Source organism: Flavobacterium sp. CR10 (assembly GCF_055814415.1).
On sequence record NZ_CP185985.1, the window covers coordinates 930,840 to 953,906 of the forward strand.

The 23,067-nt window shown below is 33.4% G+C and carries 25 protein-coding genes; 15 read left to right on the forward strand and 10 right to left on the reverse strand.

Annotated features, from left to right (window positions below; genetic code table 11):
* Positions 1-36: 36 nt before the first annotated feature.
* From hemE to ACNRYB_RS04355, 8 genes are all read left to right on the forward strand, one after another.
* Positions 37-1,062, forward strand: a complete 1,026-nt coding sequence (hemE, locus tag ACNRYB_RS04320) for a uroporphyrinogen decarboxylase (RefSeq protein ID WP_129747795.1) — start codon at positions 37-39, stop codon at positions 1,060-1,062.
* 60 nt (positions 1,063-1,122) lie between these two features.
* The gene (locus tag ACNRYB_RS04325; RefSeq protein ID WP_129747794.1) at positions 1,123-1,800 is read left to right on the forward strand and encodes a hypothetical protein; all 678 of its coding nucleotides are present in this window, start codon (positions 1,123-1,125) and stop codon (positions 1,798-1,800) included.
* A 3-nt stretch (positions 1,801-1,803) separates the two neighbouring features.
* Positions 1,804-2,187: a hypothetical protein gene (locus ACNRYB_RS04330; RefSeq protein WP_129747793.1), complete on the forward strand. Its 384-nt coding sequence runs from the start codon at positions 1,804-1,806 to the stop codon at positions 2,185-2,187.
* Positions 2,184-2,729 carry a GNAT family N-acetyltransferase gene (locus tag ACNRYB_RS04335; RefSeq protein ID WP_473729343.1) on the forward strand — a complete coding sequence of 182 codons (546 nt, stop codon included), beginning with the start codon at positions 2,184-2,186 and terminating at the stop codon, positions 2,727-2,729. Before ACNRYB_RS04330 ends, ACNRYB_RS04335 begins: the two co-directional genes overlap by 4 nt.
* The gene (gene hemF / locus ACNRYB_RS04340; protein WP_473729344.1) at positions 2,726-3,631 is read left to right on the forward strand and encodes an oxygen-dependent coproporphyrinogen oxidase; all 906 of its coding nucleotides are present in this window, start codon (positions 2,726-2,728) and stop codon (positions 3,629-3,631) included. Before ACNRYB_RS04335 ends, hemF begins: the two co-directional genes overlap by 4 nt.
* A 425-nt stretch (positions 3,632-4,056) precedes the next feature.
* On the forward strand, positions 4,057-4,515 hold the full coding sequence (gene tnpA / locus ACNRYB_RS04345) for an IS200/IS605 family transposase (protein WP_129747790.1): 459 nt from the start codon (positions 4,057-4,059) through the stop codon (positions 4,513-4,515).
* A 3-nt stretch (positions 4,516-4,518) separates the two neighbouring features.
* A complete protein-coding gene (locus ACNRYB_RS04350; protein ID WP_242502561.1) occupies positions 4,519-5,541 on the forward strand; it encodes a DUF4421 family protein in 1,023 nt (340 codons plus the stop codon).
* 89 nt (positions 5,542-5,630) lie between these two features.
* The gene (locus ACNRYB_RS04355; RefSeq protein ID WP_473730234.1) at positions 5,631-6,518 is read left to right on the forward strand and encodes a fructose bisphosphate aldolase; all 888 of its coding nucleotides are present in this window, start codon (positions 5,631-5,633) and stop codon (positions 6,516-6,518) included.
* A 144-nt stretch (positions 6,519-6,662) separates the two neighbouring features.
* Here ACNRYB_RS04355 and ACNRYB_RS04360 read toward each other — a convergent pair whose 3' ends face one another.
* The 6 genes from ACNRYB_RS04360 to ACNRYB_RS04385 all read right to left on the reverse strand — a co-directional run bounded on the left by ACNRYB_RS04360 (position 6,663) and on the right by ACNRYB_RS04385 (position 11,366).
* Positions 6,663-8,540 carry a hypothetical protein gene (locus tag ACNRYB_RS04360; RefSeq protein ID WP_473729345.1) on the reverse strand — a complete coding sequence of 626 codons (1,878 nt, stop codon included), beginning with the start codon at positions 8,538-8,540 and terminating at the stop codon, positions 6,663-6,665.
* Between the two features lie 4 nt (positions 8,541-8,544).
* Positions 8,545-9,177, reverse strand: a complete 633-nt coding sequence (locus ACNRYB_RS04365) for a hypothetical protein (RefSeq protein WP_473729346.1) — start codon at positions 9,175-9,177, stop codon at positions 8,545-8,547.
* A gap of 174 nt (positions 9,178-9,351) precedes the next feature.
* Entirely contained in the window at positions 9,352-9,852 is a 501-nt protein-coding gene (locus ACNRYB_RS04370; protein ID WP_473729347.1) for an ankyrin repeat domain-containing protein, read from the reverse strand.
* Positions 9,853-10,090: 238 nt separating this feature from the next.
* Positions 10,091-10,879, reverse strand: coding sequence for a hypothetical protein (locus tag ACNRYB_RS04375; protein ID WP_473729348.1), 789 nt, complete (start codon positions 10,877-10,879; stop codon positions 10,091-10,093).
* Positions 10,857-11,036, reverse strand: a complete 180-nt coding sequence (locus tag ACNRYB_RS04380; RefSeq protein ID WP_473729349.1) for a hypothetical protein — start codon at positions 11,034-11,036, stop codon at positions 10,857-10,859. Before ACNRYB_RS04380 ends, ACNRYB_RS04375 begins: the two co-directional genes overlap by 23 nt.
* Positions 11,037-11,099: 63 nt before the next feature.
* Positions 11,100-11,366 carry an Imm26 family immunity protein gene (locus ACNRYB_RS04385; protein ID WP_473729350.1) on the reverse strand — a complete coding sequence of 89 codons (267 nt, stop codon included), beginning with the start codon at positions 11,364-11,366 and terminating at the stop codon, positions 11,100-11,102.
* 255 nt (positions 11,367-11,621) lie between these two features.
* On the opposite strand from ACNRYB_RS04385, the gene hemB reads away from it, so the two are divergent.
* Both hemB and ACNRYB_RS04395 read left to right on the forward strand, forming a co-directional pair.
* Positions 11,622-12,617: a porphobilinogen synthase gene (hemB, locus tag ACNRYB_RS04390; RefSeq protein WP_160783736.1), complete on the forward strand. Its 996-nt coding sequence runs from the start codon at positions 11,622-11,624 to the stop codon at positions 12,615-12,617.
* A gap of 1 nt (position 12,618) precedes the next feature.
* Positions 12,619-13,017: a c-type cytochrome gene (locus ACNRYB_RS04395; RefSeq protein WP_473729351.1), complete on the forward strand. Its 399-nt coding sequence runs from the start codon at positions 12,619-12,621 to the stop codon at positions 13,015-13,017.
* A gap of 265 nt (positions 13,018-13,282) precedes the next feature.
* Here the strand turns inward: ACNRYB_RS04395 and ACNRYB_RS04400 are convergent, their stop codons facing one another.
* The gene (locus tag ACNRYB_RS04400; protein WP_129747785.1) at positions 13,283-15,337 is read right to left on the reverse strand and encodes a M13 family metallopeptidase; all 2,055 of its coding nucleotides are present in this window, start codon (positions 15,335-15,337) and stop codon (positions 13,283-13,285) included.
* A 228-nt stretch (positions 15,338-15,565) separates the two neighbouring features.
* Here ACNRYB_RS04400 and ACNRYB_RS04405 point away from each other — a divergent pair, with 228 nt between their 5' ends.
* The 5 genes from ACNRYB_RS04405 (at position 15,566) to ACNRYB_RS04425 (ending at position 20,088) form a co-directional block, all read left to right on the forward strand.
* Positions 15,566-16,231, forward strand: coding sequence for an SCO family protein (locus ACNRYB_RS04405; protein WP_473729352.1), 666 nt, complete (start codon positions 15,566-15,568; stop codon positions 16,229-16,231).
* Positions 16,232-16,334: 103 nt separating this feature from the next.
* A complete protein-coding gene (locus ACNRYB_RS04410) occupies positions 16,335-16,574 on the forward strand; it encodes a FeoA family protein (protein ID WP_008465698.1) in 240 nt (79 codons plus the stop codon).
* Positions 16,574-18,673, forward strand: coding sequence for a ferrous iron transport protein B (gene feoB, locus ACNRYB_RS04415; RefSeq protein WP_129747783.1), 2,100 nt, complete (start codon positions 16,574-16,576; stop codon positions 18,671-18,673). The genes ACNRYB_RS04410 and feoB overlap by 1 nt, the downstream gene beginning before the upstream one ends.
* Before the next feature lie 6 nt (positions 18,674-18,679).
* Positions 18,680-18,805, forward strand: coding sequence for a FeoB-associated Cys-rich membrane protein (locus ACNRYB_RS04420; RefSeq protein ID WP_085949274.1), 126 nt, complete (start codon positions 18,680-18,682; stop codon positions 18,803-18,805).
* A gap of 356 nt (positions 18,806-19,161) precedes the next feature.
* Positions 19,162-20,088 carry an alpha/beta fold hydrolase gene (locus ACNRYB_RS04425; protein ID WP_473729353.1) on the forward strand — a complete coding sequence of 309 codons (927 nt, stop codon included), beginning with the start codon at positions 19,162-19,164 and terminating at the stop codon, positions 20,086-20,088.
* A gap of 349 nt (positions 20,089-20,437) precedes the next feature.
* Here the strand turns inward: ACNRYB_RS04425 and ACNRYB_RS04430 are convergent, their stop codons facing one another.
* From ACNRYB_RS04430 to ACNRYB_RS04440, 3 genes are all read right to left on the reverse strand, one after another.
* Positions 20,438-21,091 carry an HD domain-containing protein gene (locus ACNRYB_RS04430; RefSeq protein ID WP_473729354.1) on the reverse strand — a complete coding sequence of 218 codons (654 nt, stop codon included), beginning with the start codon at positions 21,089-21,091 and terminating at the stop codon, positions 20,438-20,440.
* A gap of 163 nt (positions 21,092-21,254) precedes the next feature.
* On the reverse strand, positions 21,255-22,250 hold the full coding sequence (locus ACNRYB_RS04435) for an acyl-ACP desaturase (protein WP_129747779.1): 996 nt from the start codon (positions 22,248-22,250) through the stop codon (positions 21,255-21,257).
* 45 nt (positions 22,251-22,295) lie between these two features.
* Complete coding sequence (locus ACNRYB_RS04440; RefSeq protein ID WP_129747778.1) at positions 22,296-23,042, reverse strand: lysophospholipid acyltransferase family protein; 747 nt, start codon at positions 23,040-23,042, stop codon at positions 22,296-22,298.
* Between the last annotated feature and the right edge of the window lie 25 nt (positions 23,043-23,067).

Consider the following 23,067-nt stretch of genomic DNA (forward strand, 5'->3'; position numbering starts at 1 on the left):
TTGTCACTTTGCGACTTTGCACCTAAAATAAAAAACATGTTAAAAAACGACCTATTTTTAAGAGCATTAAAAGGAGAAACTGTACAACGTCCACCAGTATGGATGATGCGTCAAGCAGGAAGATATTTGCCAGAATTTAGAGAACTTCGTGATAAGTATGATTTCTTTACACGTTGCGAAACTCCAGAATTAGCCGCTGAAATTACAGTACAGCCAATTCGCCGAATTGCTCCAGATGCTGCGATTTTATTCTCAGATATTTTAGTTGTACCTCGCGCAATGGGAATTCACGTTGAATTGAAAGATAATTTGGGTCCGATTATTCCAGATCCAATTCGTACGATGGAACAAGTAAATCAAGTTTTTGTTCCAGATGTAAATGAAACTTTAGGTTACGTTTTTGACGCTGTAAAATTGACTAAAGAAATGCTGAACGATGAAGTGCCATTAATTGGTTTCGCAGGTTCACCTTGGACAATTTTCTGTTATGCCGTTGAAGGAAAAGGTTCTAAAAGTTTTGATACTGCAAAAGGTTTCTGTTTTTCAAACCCAGTTGCAGCGCATACTTTATTGCAAAAAATCACGGATACAACTATTTTATACTTAAAAGAAAAAGTAAAATCGGGAGTAAATGCAGTTCAAATTTTTGATTCATGGGGAGGAATGCTTTCTCCAGTTGATTATCAGGAATTTTCATGGAAATATATCAACCAGATTGTTGACGCTTTAGCAGAGATAACTCCAGTTATTGTTTTCGGAAAAGGATGTTGGTTTGCTCTTGGCGAAATGGGTAAAAGTAAAGCTTCTGCGCTAGGAGTTGACTGGACTTGTTCGGCTAGAAATGCTCGTTATCTATCTGGCGGAAATATTACTTTACAAGGAAACTTTGATCCGTCAAGATTACTTTCTCCAATTCCGACTATCAAGAAAATGGTTCACGAAATGATCGACGAATTCGGAAAAGATAAATATATAGTAAATTTAGGTCACGGAATTTTACCAAATATCCCTGTAGATCACGCCAAAGCGTTTATCGACGCTGTGAAGGAATACGGACAATAGTATTCAGTTTTCAGTCGCAGTATTCTGTTTACTGCGACTGAAAACTTTAAACTCAAAAATATGCTCGCAAACCTAAACCTCAACAGAAACTCACCGTTTTCATTTATCGAATACGGATTTCAGGCTTATTACGCCTACGTGTTTCTCATGGTTTGGACGCATCCAGAATTACATCCAGTTAGTCTTATAAATGACTTGGCTGTTTTGATGGCTTTTGAGTTTATAATGGTTCATTCAGGAGTTTTCATGGCGGTTATGCCTAGAAAATGGTCACTTTTTGTGTTTTTTCCGCTCTACGGATTATTTGCTTATTCTTTTAATGAATCAGTAGTAAATACTAACATTCTGTATATTTATCTTCTGACGGTTTTAAACAGAATGCGTTTTGCCTTTTCGAATGTAGCGCCAGAAGTCAGAGTGTATCAAATGGGAAAATCGGCGGCAAAAGCGGTTTTCTACTTTTTCTTAATCCTAGCGGTTTGCATTGGAAATTCTATAGTTCCTCCATTCGGATTGACAAACGAGTTTTTAGAAAAATCACATTATTTCCAAACTGTTAAATCAAGCGGACTGTTTATAGAAAAGCCATATGTGCCTATCTGTATGGGATTTATTTATTATACTTTGCCTGTTTTATATTTTGTTTATCGAATACTAAAAAACTTCGGTAGAAAAGATTCTTTTCAAAATGAAAAACTAGTTTTTAGCCGAACAACTGTCAAATCGAATAAATTCTAATTTATGTTGAATAAAGGTTTAAGAGACGAAGAAAAAATAAGAATTGATAACGTTCTCAAAACGTTACGCACTCTTGTATTTGTACCTTATCCCTTAAATAATTTACAAAAAACAGAAATTGAAAATCAACTGAAAGAATTTGGTTTAAACATTGAAACTTTAGCTGATTATTCAAATGAGGATTTAATTACATTGCTAATGCGCCTTCATTTTGACTGGGAACAATTAGAACAATTTGCTGATATTTTAATTGAGTTTTCTAAAATAGAAAGTTATAATTTTACAGAAAAAGCATTAGCAGTTTATCAATATATTCAGCAAGAAAGCAAGGTTTTTTCTTTTGGGATAAATACTAAAATTGCATCTCTAAAAAACAATCATTTATGAGTTTTACAGATTGGAAAACAGACCGAATTGAAAATATTCTTCCTGAGGAGTTTTACAAATTAATAGAAAAGAATAAAAATCATATTAAAAAAACTTTTCCACTTACATTATCTTATTGCAAAGATTCAGAAAAGACAAAAAAATTTATTGCTTTCAATCTAGACAAAGAGAAGAAGAAAGAAGGATATTTCTTCTTTGCGCGAGACTCAGACACCCAAGATTTAATTGGTTATTTATGTGTAAAAACCATCGATTACCGCATCTCGAAATGTGAATTTGGATATTTTATTGATGAAGATTATCAAGGAAAAGGAATTACCTCAAAAATGGTTTCAGCTGCACTTGAATTTTGCTTTAATGAATTAATGCTGAATAAGGTTTTTATCTGCACATCAGAAGTTAATTTGGCAAGTCAGCGAATTGCATTAAAACATAATTTTAAACAAGAAGGAATTTTAAGAGACGAATTTAGAAATGGAGACGGCACTTTGCAAAACTCTGTTTACTTCGGACTTCTTAAATCAGAATACATAAAATCATGAAAGACAAATTTTACGCATACATACAAAATTTACAAGACCAGATCTGCGCTGGATTAGAAGCTGTTGACGGAACGACAAAATTCCGTGAAGACTTATGGAAACGTCCTGAAGGCGGAGGCGGAAGAACACGTGTTATTGAAAACGGAACTGTTTTTGAAAAAGGCGGTGTAAACATTTCTGCTGTTCACGGAAAACTTCCTGAAACGATGCAAAAAATGTTTGGCGTTGGTGAAGCTGATTTCTTTGCCTGCGGATTAAGTTTGGTTATTCACCCGAAAAACCCAATGGTTCCTACCGTGCACGCCAATTGGCGATATTTTGAAATGTACGACGAATCTGGAAATGTAATCGAACAATGGTTTGGTGGCGGACAGGATTTAACGCCTTATTATTTGTTTGAAGAAGATGCAATTCACTTTCATCAAACATGCAAAACAGCTTGCGATAAACATAATCCAGAGTTTTATCCAAAATATAAAAAACAATGTGATTCATATTTCTGGAATGCACACAGAAATGAAGCCCGTGGACTTGGCGGTTTGTTCTTTGATTATTGCAAAGCAAATGAGCAAATGTCTATGAAAAATTGGTACAATTTTGTAACCGAAGTTGGAAATAGTTTCCTTGAAGCATATGTGCCAATTGTAGAAAAAAGAAAGAACCTTTCTTATACTCCAGAACAAAGAACTTGGCAAGAAATCCGTCGTGGCCGTTATGTTGAATTCAATTTGGTTCATGATAAAGGCACTTTGTTCGGTTTAAAAACAAACGGCAGAATTGAAAGTATTTTGATGAGTTTGCCTCCGCATGTGCAATGGGTTTACGATCATCATCCAGAAACAGGAAGCGAAGAAGAAAAATTGATTAATGTGTTGGCAAATCCGCGTGAGTGGGTTTCGTAGCTTAAAAATTTATTTAGTTTGATAATTATATGTCGCCCCTCTGGGGCTTCTTTCTTTTTGTTGTCAATTCAATTACTATAAATATTTTGCTCCGCTGGAGCATTTTTTACATTTACTATTTATGGAGCTGATGTAATTATAAAACAAATATTTCCTTCTCTGCTGGCGCTTTATCTTTCGTTGTTGATTCAATCACTATAAATATTTTGCTCCGCTGGAGCATTTTTATATACGACTAGTTCTTCTAAAATTTTAGACTATTATTAAAGATGCTTCGGAGAAGCAAAATATTTATAGAACAATTTACATCCCCTAGCATAAAGCCCCAGAGGGGCGACATATTTTCCATATCACAAAAAAACAATACTTATCCTACAAATTAAAATTATTAATTAGCTTTACTCATTATAATTTTAATTAAAAAAATGGCAGACACTTACTCTCAATTATATATTCAAATTGTTTTTGCTGTAAAAGGAAGGCAGAACTTAATTTCCAAAAATTGGAAAAATGAAATTTATAAATACATTACAGGAATTATTACCAATCAGAAACAAAAACTGATTGCAATAAACGGAATGCCAGATCATATTCATATCTTAGTTGGAATAAAACCAAATGTTTCAATATCGGATTTGGTACGAGACATTAAATCAAGTTCATCCAAATTCATAAATGAACAAAAATGGATAAACGGGAAATTCGAATGGCAGACTGGTTTTGGTGCTTTTTCGTATGGTCATTCACAATTAACACCTGTAATAAAGTATATTGAAAACCAAGAAGAGCACCATAAAACCAAAACGTTCAAAGAAGAATATATCGCATTTCTAAAATTATTCAATATTGATTTTAAAAATGAATATCTGTTTGATGATGTTTAATTTATGTCGCTCCTATGGAGCTTCAAATCGTATTCGATTATTATAATTGCTATAAATATTTTGCTTCTCCGAAGCATTTTTAAATACCACATGATCTTGAAACTGATTTATGCCACATTCTTTATCAGCATTTTTGGGTGTTTCGCCCAAAACGATTCCCTGCAAAATCATTATTTTAAATCATACAATGATAAAATTACTGCCAGCGTTTATTATCTAGACACTTCAAATAGTTTTCAAATTGCTACAGGTCAGGATTCAAAAATGTATGTGAATCTAATTCCGAATCGTAGAGAACAGATTGGTTTTAACCTAAACTATAAAATTATTGACGTTGGTTTTGGTTTTGCTCCCAAATTCCTAAGTCAGAATAAAGGCGATTCTCATTCTAAGCACTTTAATTTCAATACCCGTTTTTATTTAAAAAAATGGATGCAGTCGTTTACTTTTATCAACCAAAAAGGATTTTATATTAGCGATGATAACATTACGGCTCAGTTGCCTAATATGCGTACCACAAAAATTGGCGGATCGACTTCTTATGTTTTCAATGATAAATTCTCTTTTAAAACATTGGTAAGCCAAAACGAATGGCAAACCAAAAGCTCTGGAAGTTTTATTCCGTCATTCTCTTTCTATTACACCAATATCGATTTAAACACTCCAGATTCATCTCCTGGAGATATTTATGTTTTTACTTTGGCTCCCGCCTATTTTTACAATTTTGTAATTAGCAATCGAGTTTTAATTGGCGCAGGACTTGCTTTGGGTGCTGGAATCAATGATATTGACGGAGATAGTTCAGCATTGTATCAAGCCGATTTCAATTTAAAACTGGCCTATAATAATGATCGTTTCTTTGGTTTTGCCAGTCTTAATACAGTTAGTTTTGCGCAAGATGAAAAAGTTGATCCAAGGTTGAATGATAATATCGCTACTGTAAAGCTCTCTCTCGGTTACCGATTTGATCCTCCAAAAAAAGTAAAGGAAGTTTATGATAAGGTTAATGAAAAGATAGGTCTTTGAGAATTCTTTAATCTCATAATCAATAAGTTCCAAAAATTGCTTAAATTACATGGATTTATAAAAAACTAAAATTCAGTATTATGGCAAATGTGAACCAGGAACAATTAAATCTCATGCATTCTGGAAAAGGATTTATTGCAGCACTTGACCAAAGCGGTGGCAGCACGCCAAAAGCATTATCGCAATATGGCGTTGAAGAAAATCAATATACAAATGACGAAGAAATGTACACTCTTGTACACGAAATGAGAACTAGAATTATTAAAAGTCCAGCTTTTGACAGCCAATATATTCTCGGTGCTATTTTGTTTGAAAATACAATGGATCGTAAAATCGACGGACAATGGACAGCCGATTATTTATGGGAGAAAAAACATATTATTCCTTTTTTGAAAGTAGATAAAGGGCTTGCAGATCTTGCAAATGGCGTACAATTAATGAAACCCATTTCTGGTTTAGACGAATTACTGGATCGCGCTGTAGAACGAAACATTTTTGGAACGAAAATGCGTTCTGTCATTAAAGAAGCCAATCCTGAGGGAATCCGAGATATTGTTGCACAGCAATTTGAAGTAGGAAAACAAATTTTCAACAAAGGTTTAATTCCAATTATAGAGCCTGAAGTTGATATTTATAGTCCTGATAAAGAAAAATCGGAACAGATCCTGAAAGAAGAAATTCAAAAACAGCTTCATTTATTAGATAAAGATGTAAAAGTAATGTTGAAGCTTTCAATTCCAACTGTGAATGATTTTTACAACGATCTTATTTCAGATCCGCATGTGGTTCGTGTTGTAGCGCTTTCTGGCGGCTATTCTCGTGAAGAAGCAAATCAAAAACTCTCACAAAACCACGGATTAATTGCTAGTTTTTCAAGAGCATTGTCTGAAGGACTTACTGCTGGTCAGTCTGATGAAGATTTTAATGCTGAATTACAAGAAACCATTAAAGGCATTTATCACGCTTCAATTACTTAGAAAACTCAGATAACCAAACGTTACTACGGAACGTAAATAAATGGTACCGTCAATTTTTTTTTCTACCGATGAAACATTCCTACGGAATGAATTATTATATAAAAAATCCCTGAAACAATATTGCATCAGGGATTTTTTTTTCAATTATTTAGAAGTCATTTCTTCGGCTAAATCTAATGTCTGCAAAATGATGTTTTTATCAGACTTAAAAGAGTTTAGTTTAAAAACAAATTTCAACTTATTGTCAATTAGTTTTTTGGGAGATTCTATCGATACATCTGAAAATTGAGATGAAATTTTAGTCATTCGATCCAATTCTGAATCTTTTGCGTTTTTACCGAATGTTTTCACAGTTTGCGCAATATCCAATTTTCCAGAAATATAATTTTTACTCAAATCTTTCTTTGTGTCTTTTGCAAAAGATCCTTTTCCTGAACCAAAATAATCTTTTGTATTGGCAACAACTACTACATCTTTTTCTTTCATGATAAAAATATTGCCATATTCTTGAGTGCCAACTACAGTGTACGAATTTCCATTTGGAATCAACACTTTTTTACGAACGCCCAATTGCAATAATTTATCTCCAAAAGTTGGATGCGTAGAAGTAAAAATCACAGAAAACAACGGAATATCTTTTTTTACTTTTTCCTCCGTTATTTTTTCTTCATAATTCTCATCATAATCATACTTTTTAGTCATTACCTCAACTTCTTTCGTGTCGTATAAAAAAGCGCTTAAATCGCCATCAAAAAGCTTTGCTGTTGCTTCTTCATCAACAATTGTAGAAATCAGATCTGTGATGAGTGTAATATCTTCTTTCGCGAATTTTGGATTTTGAAATATCTCTGACATTAAAGACGGAAAGTTTTCAAGTGCCGCTTTTGTATTGGCATGATATGAAACGTAGCCTAAAGGTTTTTCTGCTGGAAAATAATTAAAGATATTTTTGTTGATTTTTCTATTGCTAATTTTGCTTACAACGGCAGCAATTTCTGGAGCATATTCTACTACTTCTTCAATTCTGGAATTATCATTGTCAAAATAGAAATCCAGATTAATGCCTTTTACAAAATTCCCAAAGTTCTTCTGAAATGGCAGATATTTATCATAACCGCCAAATAATGCCATAGGATAATTGTACAACGAATAGAAACTAGACATCAATCCGCCATAATTTATCCAAGATGAAATATCTGCCGACTCATTTATTTTTGAAAAACTAGGCGCCGTAAAACCATTTTCAAATAAACCTTTTATAATTTCTCTTTGCTGCTCAGCCAATTTTTTATCAAACTCTGCCTGTTCTGCCGTATATTCTTCATACGGATTTCCATCATACAAATAATCTTGTTCTACCGTTTCTGCTGATCCGGCTGGTACATCAGCTACCATTGGTTCATCACGCATCACAGAAGGCTCTGCTATTTTTGGCGGATTTGGTGCTTCTTCTACTCCGTATACTTTCGGTGTATCTACAATTACCGTTTCTTCATACGCCTCTGAAATTCCTATTGAATCATTTAAAACAGGAGGCCCATCTGGAGTTGCATAAAATTTATTTGGAAGTCTTTTTGTCAATTCAAATACAACCAAATAATTATCATTCCATACAAATGATCTCTTCAAACCACTTGGTGTAAAAACTGCATATTTACCAAATTCTTCAATTGTGCCATTCTTATCATTTGCTCCTTGTTTTTCAATCAGATATTGTCTTACTGCTTCTTTGTTTTTTATTGGAATAGTAACCTGATAGAACGGAACGCTATCTAAGAAATTTCCATGAATCGTAATCTTTTGGTCTAATTGAATGATCGAAGTATATTGGCGAAGATCAAAATCAGGTTTTTTGCTAATGTATTTAGTCAATATCGGATGATTCAATACTTCGTTTATGCTCACTTTTTTAGAAAGCTGATTTTCGTTAAACTGTACAAAATAATCGTATTGGTCTGAACTGGTTTGTCCAAAAGTAAAATACGTGGCAAATAGAAAAATTAGGGTGTAAAAATGCTTCATAAAATCAAGGCGTTAATTGGATGGTATTATTCATTAAGGTCGATTTCTTAAATACGCTGTACATACTTTGCTTTAAAAAAACCGTCTTTTTATTTTTGGAAATTTTGCTGTTTGCATTGTCTACAGCCAGAATATCTTTATCGAAAGTGTAAATAGAAATAATGCTGGCTTCTTCCAGATCTTTCTTTTTCTTTGGGTCGTTTACCACTTTTTCAGGAATTGGATAAGACGCAATTCTTTCAAAAGTTTTGCCGCTTCCGCTAAAGTGAATCTGATCACGTTGATTGTTTATTGTATTTACAACCGCGTTGAGTGCTTTCAGATTGGCGTAGTTGAGTTTGATGATAAAGACATAATTATCAAAATCTGTTTTGGTGCTAACGTTTGAAATTCCGTTAATCTTTAAAGCTTTTTCTTTAAAATCACTGAGTTTAGCGGTAATTTCCTGTTCATTCGGAATTTTTACGCCATCGACTTCTTCGAGCCAAATAGCCGATTTCGTTTTAAACCAAGATTTAGAAAAGTCCACAATTAGAGTATATTCACCACTTTGATCGTCGTGGTGTTTGATTCTTTCTGTAATCTCAAAACAACTCGTTAAGACGAAACAGCATAATAAAGCGAGAATTTTCTTCATTAGACAAATTTAGATGGAATTATTTTAAAAACCATGATATGTCTAAATTCTTAGTTCGATAGTTTGGCTAGCGCAGATTTGCAATCCGTGCAAACAACAGTGAGACACAATACTAATTCTCAAAGCAAAAAAATCAATCTTTGCGGGCACGGATTACAAATCCGCGCTAACTAGTTATTTGAAAAACTTTTTGACCTCGGAATTACCAATCGAATTAGCTAAACAAAAAGCGCTTATTCCGTTATTATTTTCTAAATTAATATTCGCTCCATTTTCAATCAGTTTTTCTATAAAAAATCCATTTTGATCTCGATAAAACATAACGGCAGTCCATAAAATTGAATTTCCATTTGCATCGGTTGAATTTACATCTGCTCCTAATTCAATTAGATAATCTACAATGTTTTCTAATTTCATAAAAACAGCAAGATGCAATGGGCTTCTTTTAAAATTACCTTTGCTTTGTTTTTGATTGATATCAAGTCCATTTAACAATATGACGTCTATAATCTCTTTGCAATTCATACTCAAATTCTTTGATTCTTTGATATAATAATGAAGTATATTATTTCCAAATTTATCTTCCTCATGAATGTTATAATCATTTATAGCTTCTTTAAATTTTATAAAATTTGAATTAAATAAAATCGCATTCAATTCTTCAATTGTTCTCATAAATCACATTGTTTAAAAAATAAGATTTTTCTTAATTTTACAAATCTACTTCAAATAAAAACATCAAACCAAATTTTTAGATAATATTAACTCATTCTACAACAAGCTAAACCCTTGCTAGCGCGAGCATTTTGCTCGTGAACATTTTCTTTGGCGTGCACGAGCGAGACGCCCGCGCTAGCAAAGGGATCATTAACATTTTTTGTGTTTCCTATGTAAATAAACTTTTTCATGTTTTTTACTTTTCAATAAAAATAATAACTGGACAATCCAATTTTTCTGAAAACTTCTTTTCAATCATTGGAATCAATTCTTTCTCTAGATAATTCTTTTTACGCATTTCATTCTCACGGCTTACGTAGTTGCCTTTTTCATCAAATTCTGATTGATGCCCAATTTCAAATATTACGGCATTATTCCATGCTATCTTTCTTCCATCAACACTGTACAAACCTTTTGTTGGCTCTTTATTGTCAAGAAAAACTTTAATTACATCTGGATAAGTTTCTTTTACTACTTGAATCAATTTTTCATCTACATCAAGGTTGTGATTGTTTATTCTGCCTTGCAAAAAATACAATGTGTTTCTATCTAACTTTTCAATATAAATGTTGTTGTGCAGATAAATATAAGACAACGAAAGCGAAGAGGTTTGCTGATAAAGATTTTGATTTTCGTTATTTCTCTTAATAAATCTCAAATTGCTATTTGCTAGAATATCATCGTACTTTTTTAAATTCAATTCATTGAGCAAATACTGATCTAAACCTTTTCTATATAACGCCTGAAGATATAAGTAATTTAAACAAATCTCTTTATTATTGCAGATTCCTTTTTCAGCGGCAAGTGTAAAATTATATGGCTGCGGAAATACTTTTTTTAACTGTTCTCCTTTTGGTATTTTTAATTCTTTTAAAAATACTGCTTTATTGTCTTGATTTGCTGTCTGTTCCTTTTTTGCAAAACAGCTTATTAGGAGCAAAAAAGAAGACAGGATGAAAATTTTATTCATTATATATTTCGCCATCGGACGCATTTATTCTGTTTAAAATTCGATTTTCTAAATCAATTGGATACCATACTGTCGAGAATTCATAATTTTCGATTTCATCTCTAGAAATATTTATTTCTTTACCTGTATTAAGTTCTCTTAACCTGAAATCATCATCCATTCCAAATACCATTTTTAAGTTATCATAATTAGAATCTTTGATCTCTTCATAATTTTCGGTTTGACCTATAATTCTCTATCTTCCTTTTATAATTCCGTCCCAAAATATTTGAACAGGAGAAAACATAACACCCGAATTTATAATTTCATTTAAATCGGTTTTAGCAGAGCAGACCTTTTTAAAAATTTCAACTAATACAGAAGAGTTTGTATCTACGACTCTTCCAAAAGCAAAATCCTTATCTAAATCATTTTCAGATAATTTTGTTGTAAGCTTCCAATCTTCTTTTTCCATAAACAATGGAATGCAAAAAATAATTCCTAGTTTTACATTTACAAACATAAGATTTTTCCTAATTTTTGCAAATGTACTCCAATAATTAAAATTCAATCAAACTTTTAGATAATATTAACGGATTCTACAACAAGCTAAACGCCTTATTCTGTTCCTTTTTCTTTAACTTTGCGCCACTCATTAAAAAGTGAGACAAACTTCAAAAAAAATAAAAAACAACTTCAATTTTAGAATAAGGGTTTATCAATCTGTTTCCAATTCAGCTTAAAAATCTGAAATCTAAAATCTAAAATCTAAATTTATATGTTCCCATTACAAAGAGGCAGAAGATTAAGAGTAAATGAATCGATTCGTTCTTTAGTACGTGAAACCAGTTTAAGTCCATCGGATTTTATGTTTCCAATGTTTATTGCTGAAGGAGAAAATGTAAAAGTCGAAATTCCGTCAATGCCAGGAATTTTCAGAAGATCGATAGATTTGACAGTTGAAGAAGTAAAAGAACTTTATGATTTAGGAATTCGCGCTGTAAATATTTATGTAAAAGTTAGCGAAAACCTAAAAGACAATACTGGAAAAGAAGCTTGGAATCCGAACGGATTAATGCAGCAAGCTATTCGTGCCATAAAAGCGGCTTGTCCAGAAATGATCGTTATGCCTGATGTCGCTTTGGACCCATATTCTATTTACGGTCATGACGGAATTATAACAAATGGCGATGTAGAAAACGACAGCACAGTCGATGCTTTAGTAAAAATGGCTGTTTCACATGCAGAAGCAGGTGCCGATTTTGTCGCGCCAAGCGATATGATGGACGGAAGAGTTTTGCGCCTTCGCGAAGGTTTAGATGCTGCCGGATTTCAGAATGTTGGAATCATGAGTTATTCTGCTAAATATGCTTCTGCTTTTTACGGTCCTTTTAGAGATGCTTTAGATTCTGCACCAAAAGAAGCTGATGTTGTGGTTCCAAAAGACAAAAAAACATACCAAATGGATTATGCTAATCGTATCGAAGCGATTAAAGAAGCTTTGTCTGACGTAGAAGAAGGCGCAGATATGGTTATGGTAAAACCAGGAATTGCTTATTTGGATATTGTTCGCGAAATAAAAAATACGGTACATGTTCCTGTAACCGTTTATCAGGTTTCTGGAGAATATGCCATGATTAAAGCGGCATCTGAAAGAGGCTGGCTAGATCACGACAAAATTATGATGGAGCAGTTAATGTGCATCAAACGTTCGGGTGCTAATCTTATTTCGACATACTTCGCAAAAGAAGCGGCAATACTTTTAAAGAAATAAGATGAAAAAGATTTTATTTTTAGCTGCTGTTTTAGCTTTCGCATCTTGTAAAAAAGAAACTTCTGAGCCCACAAACGCAACAACCGAATCTGTTTCTGAAGGAGAATCGGCGAAAGCCAAAAGTCCAGAAGAACTAGGAAAACAGCTTTTTGAAGGAGCTGGAAATTGTTTCGCTTGTCATCAGCCAGATCAAAAGGTAGTTGGGCCAAGCATTAAAGAAATTGCCAAAATCTATAAAGACAAAAATGGTGATATCGTTACTTTCCTGAAGGGAAATGCGGAACCAATTGTTGACCCAAGTCAGTTTGAGGTTATGAAAACCAATTTTGCCATAACAAAGGCCATGTCTGATGAAGAATTAAAAGCAATTGAAGCATACATCTACAGTAATTTAAAGTAATTACAAGATGTTCCGTAGGAACATTTCATCGGTAGAAAATTATATTGGAAGCATTTACGTTCCGTAGGAACGTCTGATATGCTGAATGGTTAAAATTTATGTCAAAATCAAACGTTCCTACGGAACGTAAATAATCGGTGGTCAATATTTTTTTTTCTACCGATGAAATGTTCCTACTGAACATCTGTGATTTTCTCAAAATAATAATGCAAAAAAGGCGGTTCCGAAAAATCGGAACCGCCTTTTTTTTATCATTAAATATTGATTACCAGATTTTAACTCGTTTTTCTGGTTCAACATACATTTTATCACCTTTCTTAATATCAAATGCTTTGTAGAAAGCATCCACATTCTGAATTGGCACATAAGCTCTATACATTCCTGGAGAGTGCGGATCTGTTTTTACTTGATTTTTGATTGCTTCATCTCTAGTTTTTGTTCTCCAAACGGTAGCCCAAGAAATAAAGAAACGCTGTTCTGGTGTAAATCCGTCTATTAAACCTGGGTTTCCGTGTTGCTTTAAATACAATTGCAAACCATCATAAGCCGCATTGATTCCGCCTAAATCTCCAATATTTTCACCTAACGTAAAATGACCATCAACATGAATACCTGGCAATGGCTCAAGAGCACTATATTGATTTGCTAAATCATTTCCTAAAGCTGTAAACTGTTTCAAATCATCTTCTGTCCACCAGTCAACTAAATTTCCTTCAGCATTGTAACGCGCTCCAGAATCATCAAATCCGTGAGAAATCTCATGTCCGATTACTGCACCAATTCCGCCATAATTAACCGCTTCATCAGCTTGGTAATTGTAGAAAGGCGGCTGTAAGATTGCTGCTGGAAATACAATTTCGTTATAAGATGGATTATAATAAGCATTTACTGTTTGCGGAGACATATGCCATTCTGTTTTATCAACTGGTTTAGACAGTTTGTCTACACTTTTCTTAAATCTCCATAACGCTAAGTTTTTAGAATTCTCAAAATAGCTTCCTCCTTCTGCAACACTTTTAATTTCTAAAGCCGAGTAATCTTTCCATTTATCAGGATATCCAACTTTAATCGTTATTTTGTTCAGCTTTTCGATTGCTTTTGCTTTAGTATCTTTAGACATCCAGCTTAAATTGTTAATACGATTTTGATAAGCCGTAATAACATTGTGAATCATATCAATCGCTTTGGTTTTAGCTTCAGCAGGAAAAACTTTTTCTACATAAAGCTTTCCAAGAGCTTCACCAACATTTCCGTTCACGACATTAAGCGCTCTTTCTTCAGCCGGAAGCTGTTTTATTGCTCCTCTTAATGTTTTGCTGTAAAAATCGAAATTAGCATTGTCAATTTCTGTTGTAAGCTTGCCAGCAGCACCGTTAATCAAATCCCATTTTAGGTATTCTTTCCATTGTGCTACTTTATTTTCTTTGAAAACGGTTTCTAAAGCCGTCATATATTTAGGCTCGTTTACAATTACAGTCTCTAACTTAGCAATTCCTAAACCAGCAAAATATTCGTTCCATTTAATGGCTGGAGTTAATTTTTGAAGTTCAGCAATTGTCATTGGGTTGTATTGCAAACGGCTGTCTCTTCTTTCAACTCTATTTAATCTTGGCTTTGACAATTCTGTTTCAAGTGCCAAAACCTCAACAGCACTTTGTTTTGCTTTTTCTGGAGACTCTCCAATAAACTGAAGCATTCTTGCAACATGCGATTCATATTTCGCACGTTTTTCTTTAGAATCTTTGTCATCAGAAGTGTAATAATCTTTATCAGGAAGTCCTAATTGGCTTGGCCCTAAATTTACAGAGTTTTTAGAACTGTCTTTATCATCAGCTCCGATATAAATTCCGAAAAATCCAGCATTGCTTTCTTTTTCCATTTCAACCAAATACTTCTGAACATCAGCAATGTTTTTAATTGCATCGATTTTTTTCAGATATGGTTTTAAAGGTTCGATTCCTTTTTTATTTCTTCCGATAGAATCTAAATAAGTGTTGAATAAATTAACCGCTTTTCCCTGATCTGTATTCGACTTGTACTTTGGATTTTTTGAAGCTTCTTTTAAAACCTCCATCACATCCTTATCTGTTCTTTTAATCAGTTCGTTAAAACTTCCCCAAGTGGTACGATCGCTTGGAATTTCTGTTTTTTCAAGCCAAGCTCCGTTTACATATTTAAAAAAATCTTGACTTGGGCTGATTTTCGTATCCATATACGAAACATTGATACCTGGTTCTTTTGGTGCTTGAGCTTGTGCTGCAGTTATCGAAAACATTGCAGATATAACACCAAACACAGGTTTAGCAAATTGTTTTTTCATAAAAGTTTATAGTTTAATGGAAAATACAAACATATTGTTATTATTTCTAAAATTGTGTTAAAATTCTAACAGGAAATTCATTAACAAAAATAAATTTCACAAATCAGAATCTAAAACGAATTTTATTAGTCTGCTATTTAATGTCAAAAGTTACAAAAGGCTGTTAAAAAAATAATTCAGTAAAGTTTTTAGAATCTGCTTTTTGTATTTTTGCGCCAAATTATTTTTATGAAATCGCTTTTATACAAATACCGCAAATTCTTTCTTGTTTTAATAGTATTTTCGGTGGTTACGATATCTTTGTTTTACTCTGCGTTGAAACCTAAAAAAACGCTTCCAATTTATAATCCAGCCGATGTAAATCCTGAATTAGTTGACAGTACAATTCAGTATAAAAGCAAATACCACACAATTGCCGATTTTTCTTTCATCAACCAAAATGGCGATACTATTACCCAGAAAAATTATGAAGGAAAGATTTATGTTGCCGATTTCTTCTTTACAACCTGCGGATCAATCTGCCCGAAAATGTCAACCAATTTGGTAGATGTTCAAAAAGCAGTTTTAAACAATCCAAAAGTAATGTTGCTTTCGCATACTGTTTTTCCAGAAGTTGACAGTGTTTCTGTCTTAAAAGCTTATGCTATAAAATACGGTGTTGTAGATAGCAAGTGGAATTTGGTTACGGGCGACAAAAAAGAAATCTACAAAATGGCCAGAAAATCGTATTTGGCTGTAAAAATGGGAAGACCAGATCAGCTTTATGACATGGTGCATACAGAGAATTTTGTTTTGGTCGATCAAAAGCGCCGCGTTAGAGGTTTTTATGACGGAACAAATAAAGAAGACATAAAACGTCTTTTAGAAGACATCGAATTCCTCTCTCAAGAGTAAAATCCCTTATTTTTAGAAACATTTAGCATTTGTCGAAGTGTTAAATACCTTAAAATAAAGAATAATTGCCTACTTTTGCAATCTAAATTCAATCTAAATAAGCTTGCAAAATACAATACACACTCTGAAAAAAGGCGAAAAAGCCATTATCAAAGATTTTGATATAGATCTTATTCCACTTAAATTATTAGAAATGGGTTGTCTTCCTGGCAGTTTAGTTGAATTGTTGCAGGTGGCTCCTTTTGGCGATCCTTTATATTTAGATATTAACGGTTCTCATGTTGCAATCCGTATTGAAACCGCTCGTGAAATTGAAGTTGAACTTATCAAAACCAATTTGTAATGAGTGTTCAGAATATCAATGTTGCCCTTATCGGAAATCCAAATACCGGAAAAACCTCTGTTTTTAATCAATTAACTGGTCTTAACCAACAAGTTGGAAATTATCCTGGAATTACGGTTGAGAAAAAAATGGGCTTTTGCAAGCTGCCTAATAACATAAAAGCCAATATTCTAGATTTACCGGGAACGTACAGCTTGAACGCCAGTTCGATGGACGAAAGCGTTGTTATTGAACTTTTGCTAAATAAAAATGACAAGCTATATCCAGACGTTGCTGTTGTTGTAACTGACGTTGAAAATTTAAAAAGAAATTTACTGATTTACACTCAGATAAAAGATCTTGAAATTCCGACGATTTTGGTTATCAATATGTCTGATCGTATGGAGCGCAAAGGTATTTCTTTGGATATTCCATATTTAGAAGAAAAATTAAAAACAAAAATTGCTTTAGTTAGTTCGCGCAAAGGTTTAGGAATTGAAGAATTAAAAGAACTGATTGTTTCTTATAAAACTATCCCACACGAACCTTGTTTGAATGCTTCTGTAATTGATGAAGAATATTTCAAAAAACTGCAACATGCTTTTCCAAATCAATTATTGTACAAATTATGGCTTGTAATTACTCAGGACGTCAATTTTTTGAATTTAGAAAGAAATGAAATTCGAAGCACTTTTACCAAATCGCATTCAGAATTAAAGCGCTTACAACAGAAAGAAACCATAAAAAGATATCAGTTTATCAATGATGTTTTAAAAGAAGGTTTAAAGATTGACGCTTCGATGGCTAAAGATGTTCGTGCCAAATTGGATCGTGTCTTAACTCATAAAGTTTTTGGTTACGTTATTTTCTTTGCCATTCTATTTTTGATATTCCAATCCATTTTCAGCTGGTCAACTATTCCGATGGATTTCATTGACAGCACTTTTGCCTCTTTGAGCAGCTGGGTTGCGGCAGAACTGCCAAGCGGTATTTTGACCGATTTACTTTCTCAGGGAATTATTCCGGGTATTGGCGGAGTTATTATTTTTATACCGCAGATTGCTTTCTTGTTTTTATTTATTTCGATTTTAGAAGAAAGCGGTTATATGAGCCGTGTTGTATTCCTGATGGATAAAATCATGCGACGATTTGGACTTTCAGGAAAAAGTGTTGTGCCTTTAATTTCAGGAACTGCTTGTGCGATTCCAGCAATTATGGCCACAAGAAATATCGAAAACTGGAAAGAACGATTAATCACTATTTTGGTAACGCCTTTTACGACTTGTTCGGCGAGATTGCCTGTTTATGCGATTATTATATCATTGGTTATTCCGAGTAAAAGAGTTTTTGGAGTATTAAATCTTCAAGGACTAACTCTTATGTCGTTATATATTTTAGGATTCTTTATGGCTATTTTATCGGCTTACATTTTAAATAAGGTTTTAAAACTAGAATCAAAAACCTATTTTGTTGTTGAAATGCCAAGTTATAAAATGCCACTTTTCAAAAACGTCGGAATCAATGTGGTAGAAAAAACCAAAGCGTTTGTTCTTGGCGCGGGTAAAATCATCTTAGCAATATCAGTTATTTTATGGTTCTTGGCTTCTTATGGCCCTGGAAAAGAATTTAATGAGGCTGAAACTATCGTTAAAGAAAGATTTGCCAGCACAACTTTAGACGAAACTCAATTTGAAAATGAAGTTAATTCTCAAAAATTAGAGAACTCTTATATCGGTTTAATGGGAAGAGCAATTGAACCGGTAATTCAGCCTTTGGGTTACGACTGGAAAATCGGAATCGCTTTAATCAGTTCGTTTGCTGCCCGTGAGGTTTTCGTTGGAACATTAGCAACTATTTATAGTGTTGGAGATACAGATAACGAATCAACCATAAAAAGCAAAATGCAGGCAGAAGTTCGTCCAGATACGGGAGAAAAAGTATTTGACTTCGCAACCGGAATCTCTTTACTGCTGTTTTATGCTTTTGCCATGCAATGCGCCAGCACATTGGCGATTACAAAAAAAGAAACCAATTCATGGAAATGGCCAGCAATGCAGCTAGTCTTCATGAGCGGTCTCGCTTATTTTACCGCATTAATTGCGTATCAACTTTTAAAATAAAAAGTTATGTTTCAAGAAATAATAGCCTTTGCCATATTAGGATTTGCAGTCGCTTTTTTGATTAAAAAGTTCTTCTTTAAATCGAAAAAGAAAAAAGACTGTGGAGGAGGAACGGATTGTGGGTGTTCTTAATTTTTTTAGGGACAAAGGTGCAAAGGTTCATAGGTACAAAGTAAAAAAAGCTGTTCATTTAGAACGGCTTTTTTCATGATAAAAAATGTCTTATTCTGTTATTTTAAAAACCAAAAGCAACCTTTTAGTATATTTTCAAAAATTACTTTTGTCTTCTAAATTTTATTTAAATATGACACCAGAAGATAGAATGGAAATAATACGAGACAATAGAGTTGCTCGATTACTGTGGTTCACGATAGGTTTTTTCTGCGCCACAATTATTACTTACTTTATAATGAAAAGCAATCATTAGTTTTTTCTCTGCTGTTTTAATTATACTTTTATCCTATTAAAACAGCAAAAAAAACTTTCAAATGAATCTAAAAACCCCTTTACTTTTCTTTCTATTTTTATGTTTTGCTCAAAGCGGAATTTCCCAAACAAAAATAGATGCCAAACAAGATTCAAATACTACTTTCCAAACTTCTGATGGAGTTCCGTTATTTTTGAAAGTCTCTGGAAAAGGCGAATTATGTATTTTTGTTCATGGCGGGCCTGGAGCATGGAGCAAATCTTTTGAAGAATTTGGCGGAAATGTGTTAGAAGACAAACTAACCATGTGTTATTATGATCAAAGAGGATGCGGTAGATCTGGATCACCAGCAGATAATAATTACAGCATGGACAGAATGATTGATGACATTGAAGAAATCCGAGCTCATCTTAAAACGGATAAGGTATTTGTAATTGGGCATTCTTTCGGAGGAATTTTAGCCACTAAATATGCTGAAAAATATCCTCAACATGTAAAAGGTTTAATTCTACTGAATGCTACACTTGATATCAACGATTCGCTTCTCAATCAAATTGCTTTTATGGATAAAACTCTTGGAAAAGATTTCCCTGTAAAAGACAAAAACTCAATACTAAACACATTTTTTGAAGCTAAACAGCAAATTAAAAAAGCAGATTTAGATTATAAAATGTTTTCTGATAATAGAGCAACTGTTGAAAAACTGGACAGTATTGACAATAGCGAAAAAAGGAACTCTTCATTTGCGCAAAATGCTTTGAGCGGTCCTCTATATTTTAGTGATTTTACAAAAGAAACTGCTTCTATCAAAGTTCCAACGCTTATAATTTCAGGAACAAAAGACAATAATATTGGCCCTGAACATTATCGTTTGTTTAAATTCCCAAATCAAGAAGTTAAGATTATTAACGGTGGGCATATTTTGTATTATGAACAGAATAAAGACTTTAAGAATACGATTCAAAAATTTGTTCAGAAAGTTAGATAAGGGAAAGATGAAAGAAGCTAGAAGAAAGACTTGCAATTAGACTGAAAAACGACTGAGACTAAAAGAAAAATTTTCTTATTGTAATGGTTTAAAAGCCTATTCAGATAAAGTCATTATTTCTGTCAGATTACCTTTAACTCATTCAAAATACATTCAAAATGACAAAATTTGAAAAAAAAGAAAGGTTTAGAAATAAAACCATTACAAGATTGCTTTAGTTTTCAATTGGATTTTATGTGCTTCTGTAATGATGTACCTTTTAAAATCCAAAGCATAATAAATTAAAATCATTACCAAATAAAAACGGCTCTTTATCGGAGCCGTTTTTTATATCTATAATAAATGAACTTTACTTCAATCCTTCCCATTCTGCATAAAACTGAGCAAGAAAAGTTTCCATGAAACGATGTCTTTCCGCAGCGATTTCTTTTCCTTTTGCTGTGTTCATTTTATCCTTTAAAAGTAAAAGCTTTTCGTAGAAATGATTAATAGTTGGAGCGCTGTTCTTTTTATACTCCTCTTTTGTCATATTGGTTACAGGTTCGATTTCTGGATTGTATAAAGCTCGATTCTTAAATCCGCCGTAATTAAACGCTCTCGCAACACCAATTGCACCAATCGCATCGAGACGATCGGCATCTTGAACAACATCTAATTCGACAGAAGAGAATTTCTTTTCAAAATTTCCGCCTTTATAAGAGATATTTTCAATGATCTTGACAACATGGTCAATTATATCCTCAGAAACATTTTCGGCTTCTAAAAACGCTCTTGCTGTTTTTGGCCCAATAGTTTCATCTCCGTTATGAAATTTACTATCGGCTATATCGTGCAATAAAGCGCCCAATTCTACAATCGTAAGATCACATTCTGTCTCTTTTGCAATCAGCAGCGCGTTTTTGTAAACACGCTCAATATGAAACCAATCATGACCGCCTTCGGCATCGTTTAGTTTTTCTTTTACAAAAGCAATAGTTTTAATAATTAATGCTGAGTCACTCATAAAGAGGTTTTTACGTTTTATAAAAAATGTTGATTGCCGAAGATTTTAAATCTCCAACAATCAACAAATATGTTTTAAAGCAACAATGTTGCTTTTTAAATTTCAATCTAAAAATTCCAAATTCCAATCTGAAATCTGAAATCTACATTCTAAAATCTAAAATTTAAAGTCTCGCTGGTTCAACCCATTTAAAGATATGTGATTCTTTAGGGATTACTATTCTTTCTGAGATCTTCGCCATACGAGCTGGTAATTTCATTAAGAAATCACGCGCTTTTTCAGCTTCATCAGACAGATTGGTAATTTTATCGATTTCCCATTTGTTGATTAATTTCTGCATGATTTCAACATAATCGTTTGCAGTGTAAACTCCAATACGCTGAGCTGAATCGGAAAACTGTTCGAAAGCACTGCTTATTTTTTGCCCAGATTCTCTCAAGAAGTGAGCCGGCATAACGATTTTCTGCTTCATCATGTATTGAAAAGCAAGCATCATTTCGCTCGGATCTACTTGGAAAATTCTAGTTACAAATTCGCTATAGGCGTGGTGATGACGCATTTCATCACCTGCAATCATTTTACACATTTTAGACAACTTGTTATCGCCAAATTTTTTAGCCATTTGCGCTACTCTATTGTGCGAAACATAAGTTGCTAATTCCTGAAAACTAGTGTATACAAAGTTTTTGTATGGGTCAGTTCCAGTTCCAATATCAAAACCGTCGTTGATCAAATGCTGTGTAGTCATTTCTATTTCACGCATGTTGACACGACCAGATAAATACAAGTATTTATTTAAAAGATCTCCATGACGGTTTTCTTCTCCAGTCCATTGTCTTACCCACTTGGCCCAGCCATTTCCTTGACCTTCTACAGTTTGATCAATTCCTTCTACATCCATTAACCATGATTCATATGTAGGCAATGCTTCCTCAGTGATGGTATCACCAACAAGCGTAACCCAAAAATCGTACGGAAGTTCTTTAGCAATCTCGCGTAATTCTTTTACCTCTTCAAAGAAATTTTCTCCTTGAGAATCTGGTAAGAAATCAGACGGCTGCCAAATTTTTTCCACTGGAATTAAATACTGTTCGACGAAGCTATCCACGTTTTTTTCCAAAAACTGCATTACTTCTAATCTAATGTTTTTTATAGACATTACTTATTATAGATTTGGGTTGTACATTTTAGCTCGGACTAAAACTTAAACCTGTTTATACTCATTTATTCCTTCCTTAACTGCTTTTTCAGTAATCTCCATCAGCTCTTCAAATTTGTAATCTTTAACAGCTAAAGGTTTGTGAGCTGTAAACTTCAGGTGATTTCCTAAACCAACAGGAAAAAAACCAAATTTTACCATTTTCCAAGAATTATTGATGCTAACGGGCACAACATACGCAGATGGTGCATATTTGCATAAGATTTTTAAACCGCTTTGCGCAAATTCTTTTGGTACTCCTGTCTTACTTCTTGTCCCTTCTGGGAAAATAACGGCAGATCTTGTGTTTTTTTCGATATATTCAGACAAGCCTTTGATAACTGGTATCGCTTGTTTAGGGTCTTTTCGGTCAATTAAGACAGATCCTCCGTATTTCAAATTATAAGAAACACTCGGAATTCCGCTTCCTAACTCCTTCTTACTTACAAATTTACAATGAAAACGTCTAAAGTACCAAATCATTGCCACGATATCGTACATACTTTGGTGATTTGCCACAAAAATAATTGGCGCACCTTTCGGAACCGTGTCTACACCTTCAATTGTGTATCTTGTTCCCACAAGATTTGTACATTTTAAAAGGCAGAAATTTAAATAATCAACACTTTTTTTGTGAGCCTGGTAACCAAATACATTTAAACAAATCCACTGAATTGGATGAAAAACAGCCAAACACAAACCAAATAATAAATAGTAAATTACCGATATTGGATAAGATATAATTTTTTCCATGCTTCAAAAATTAATGCGCAAAAGT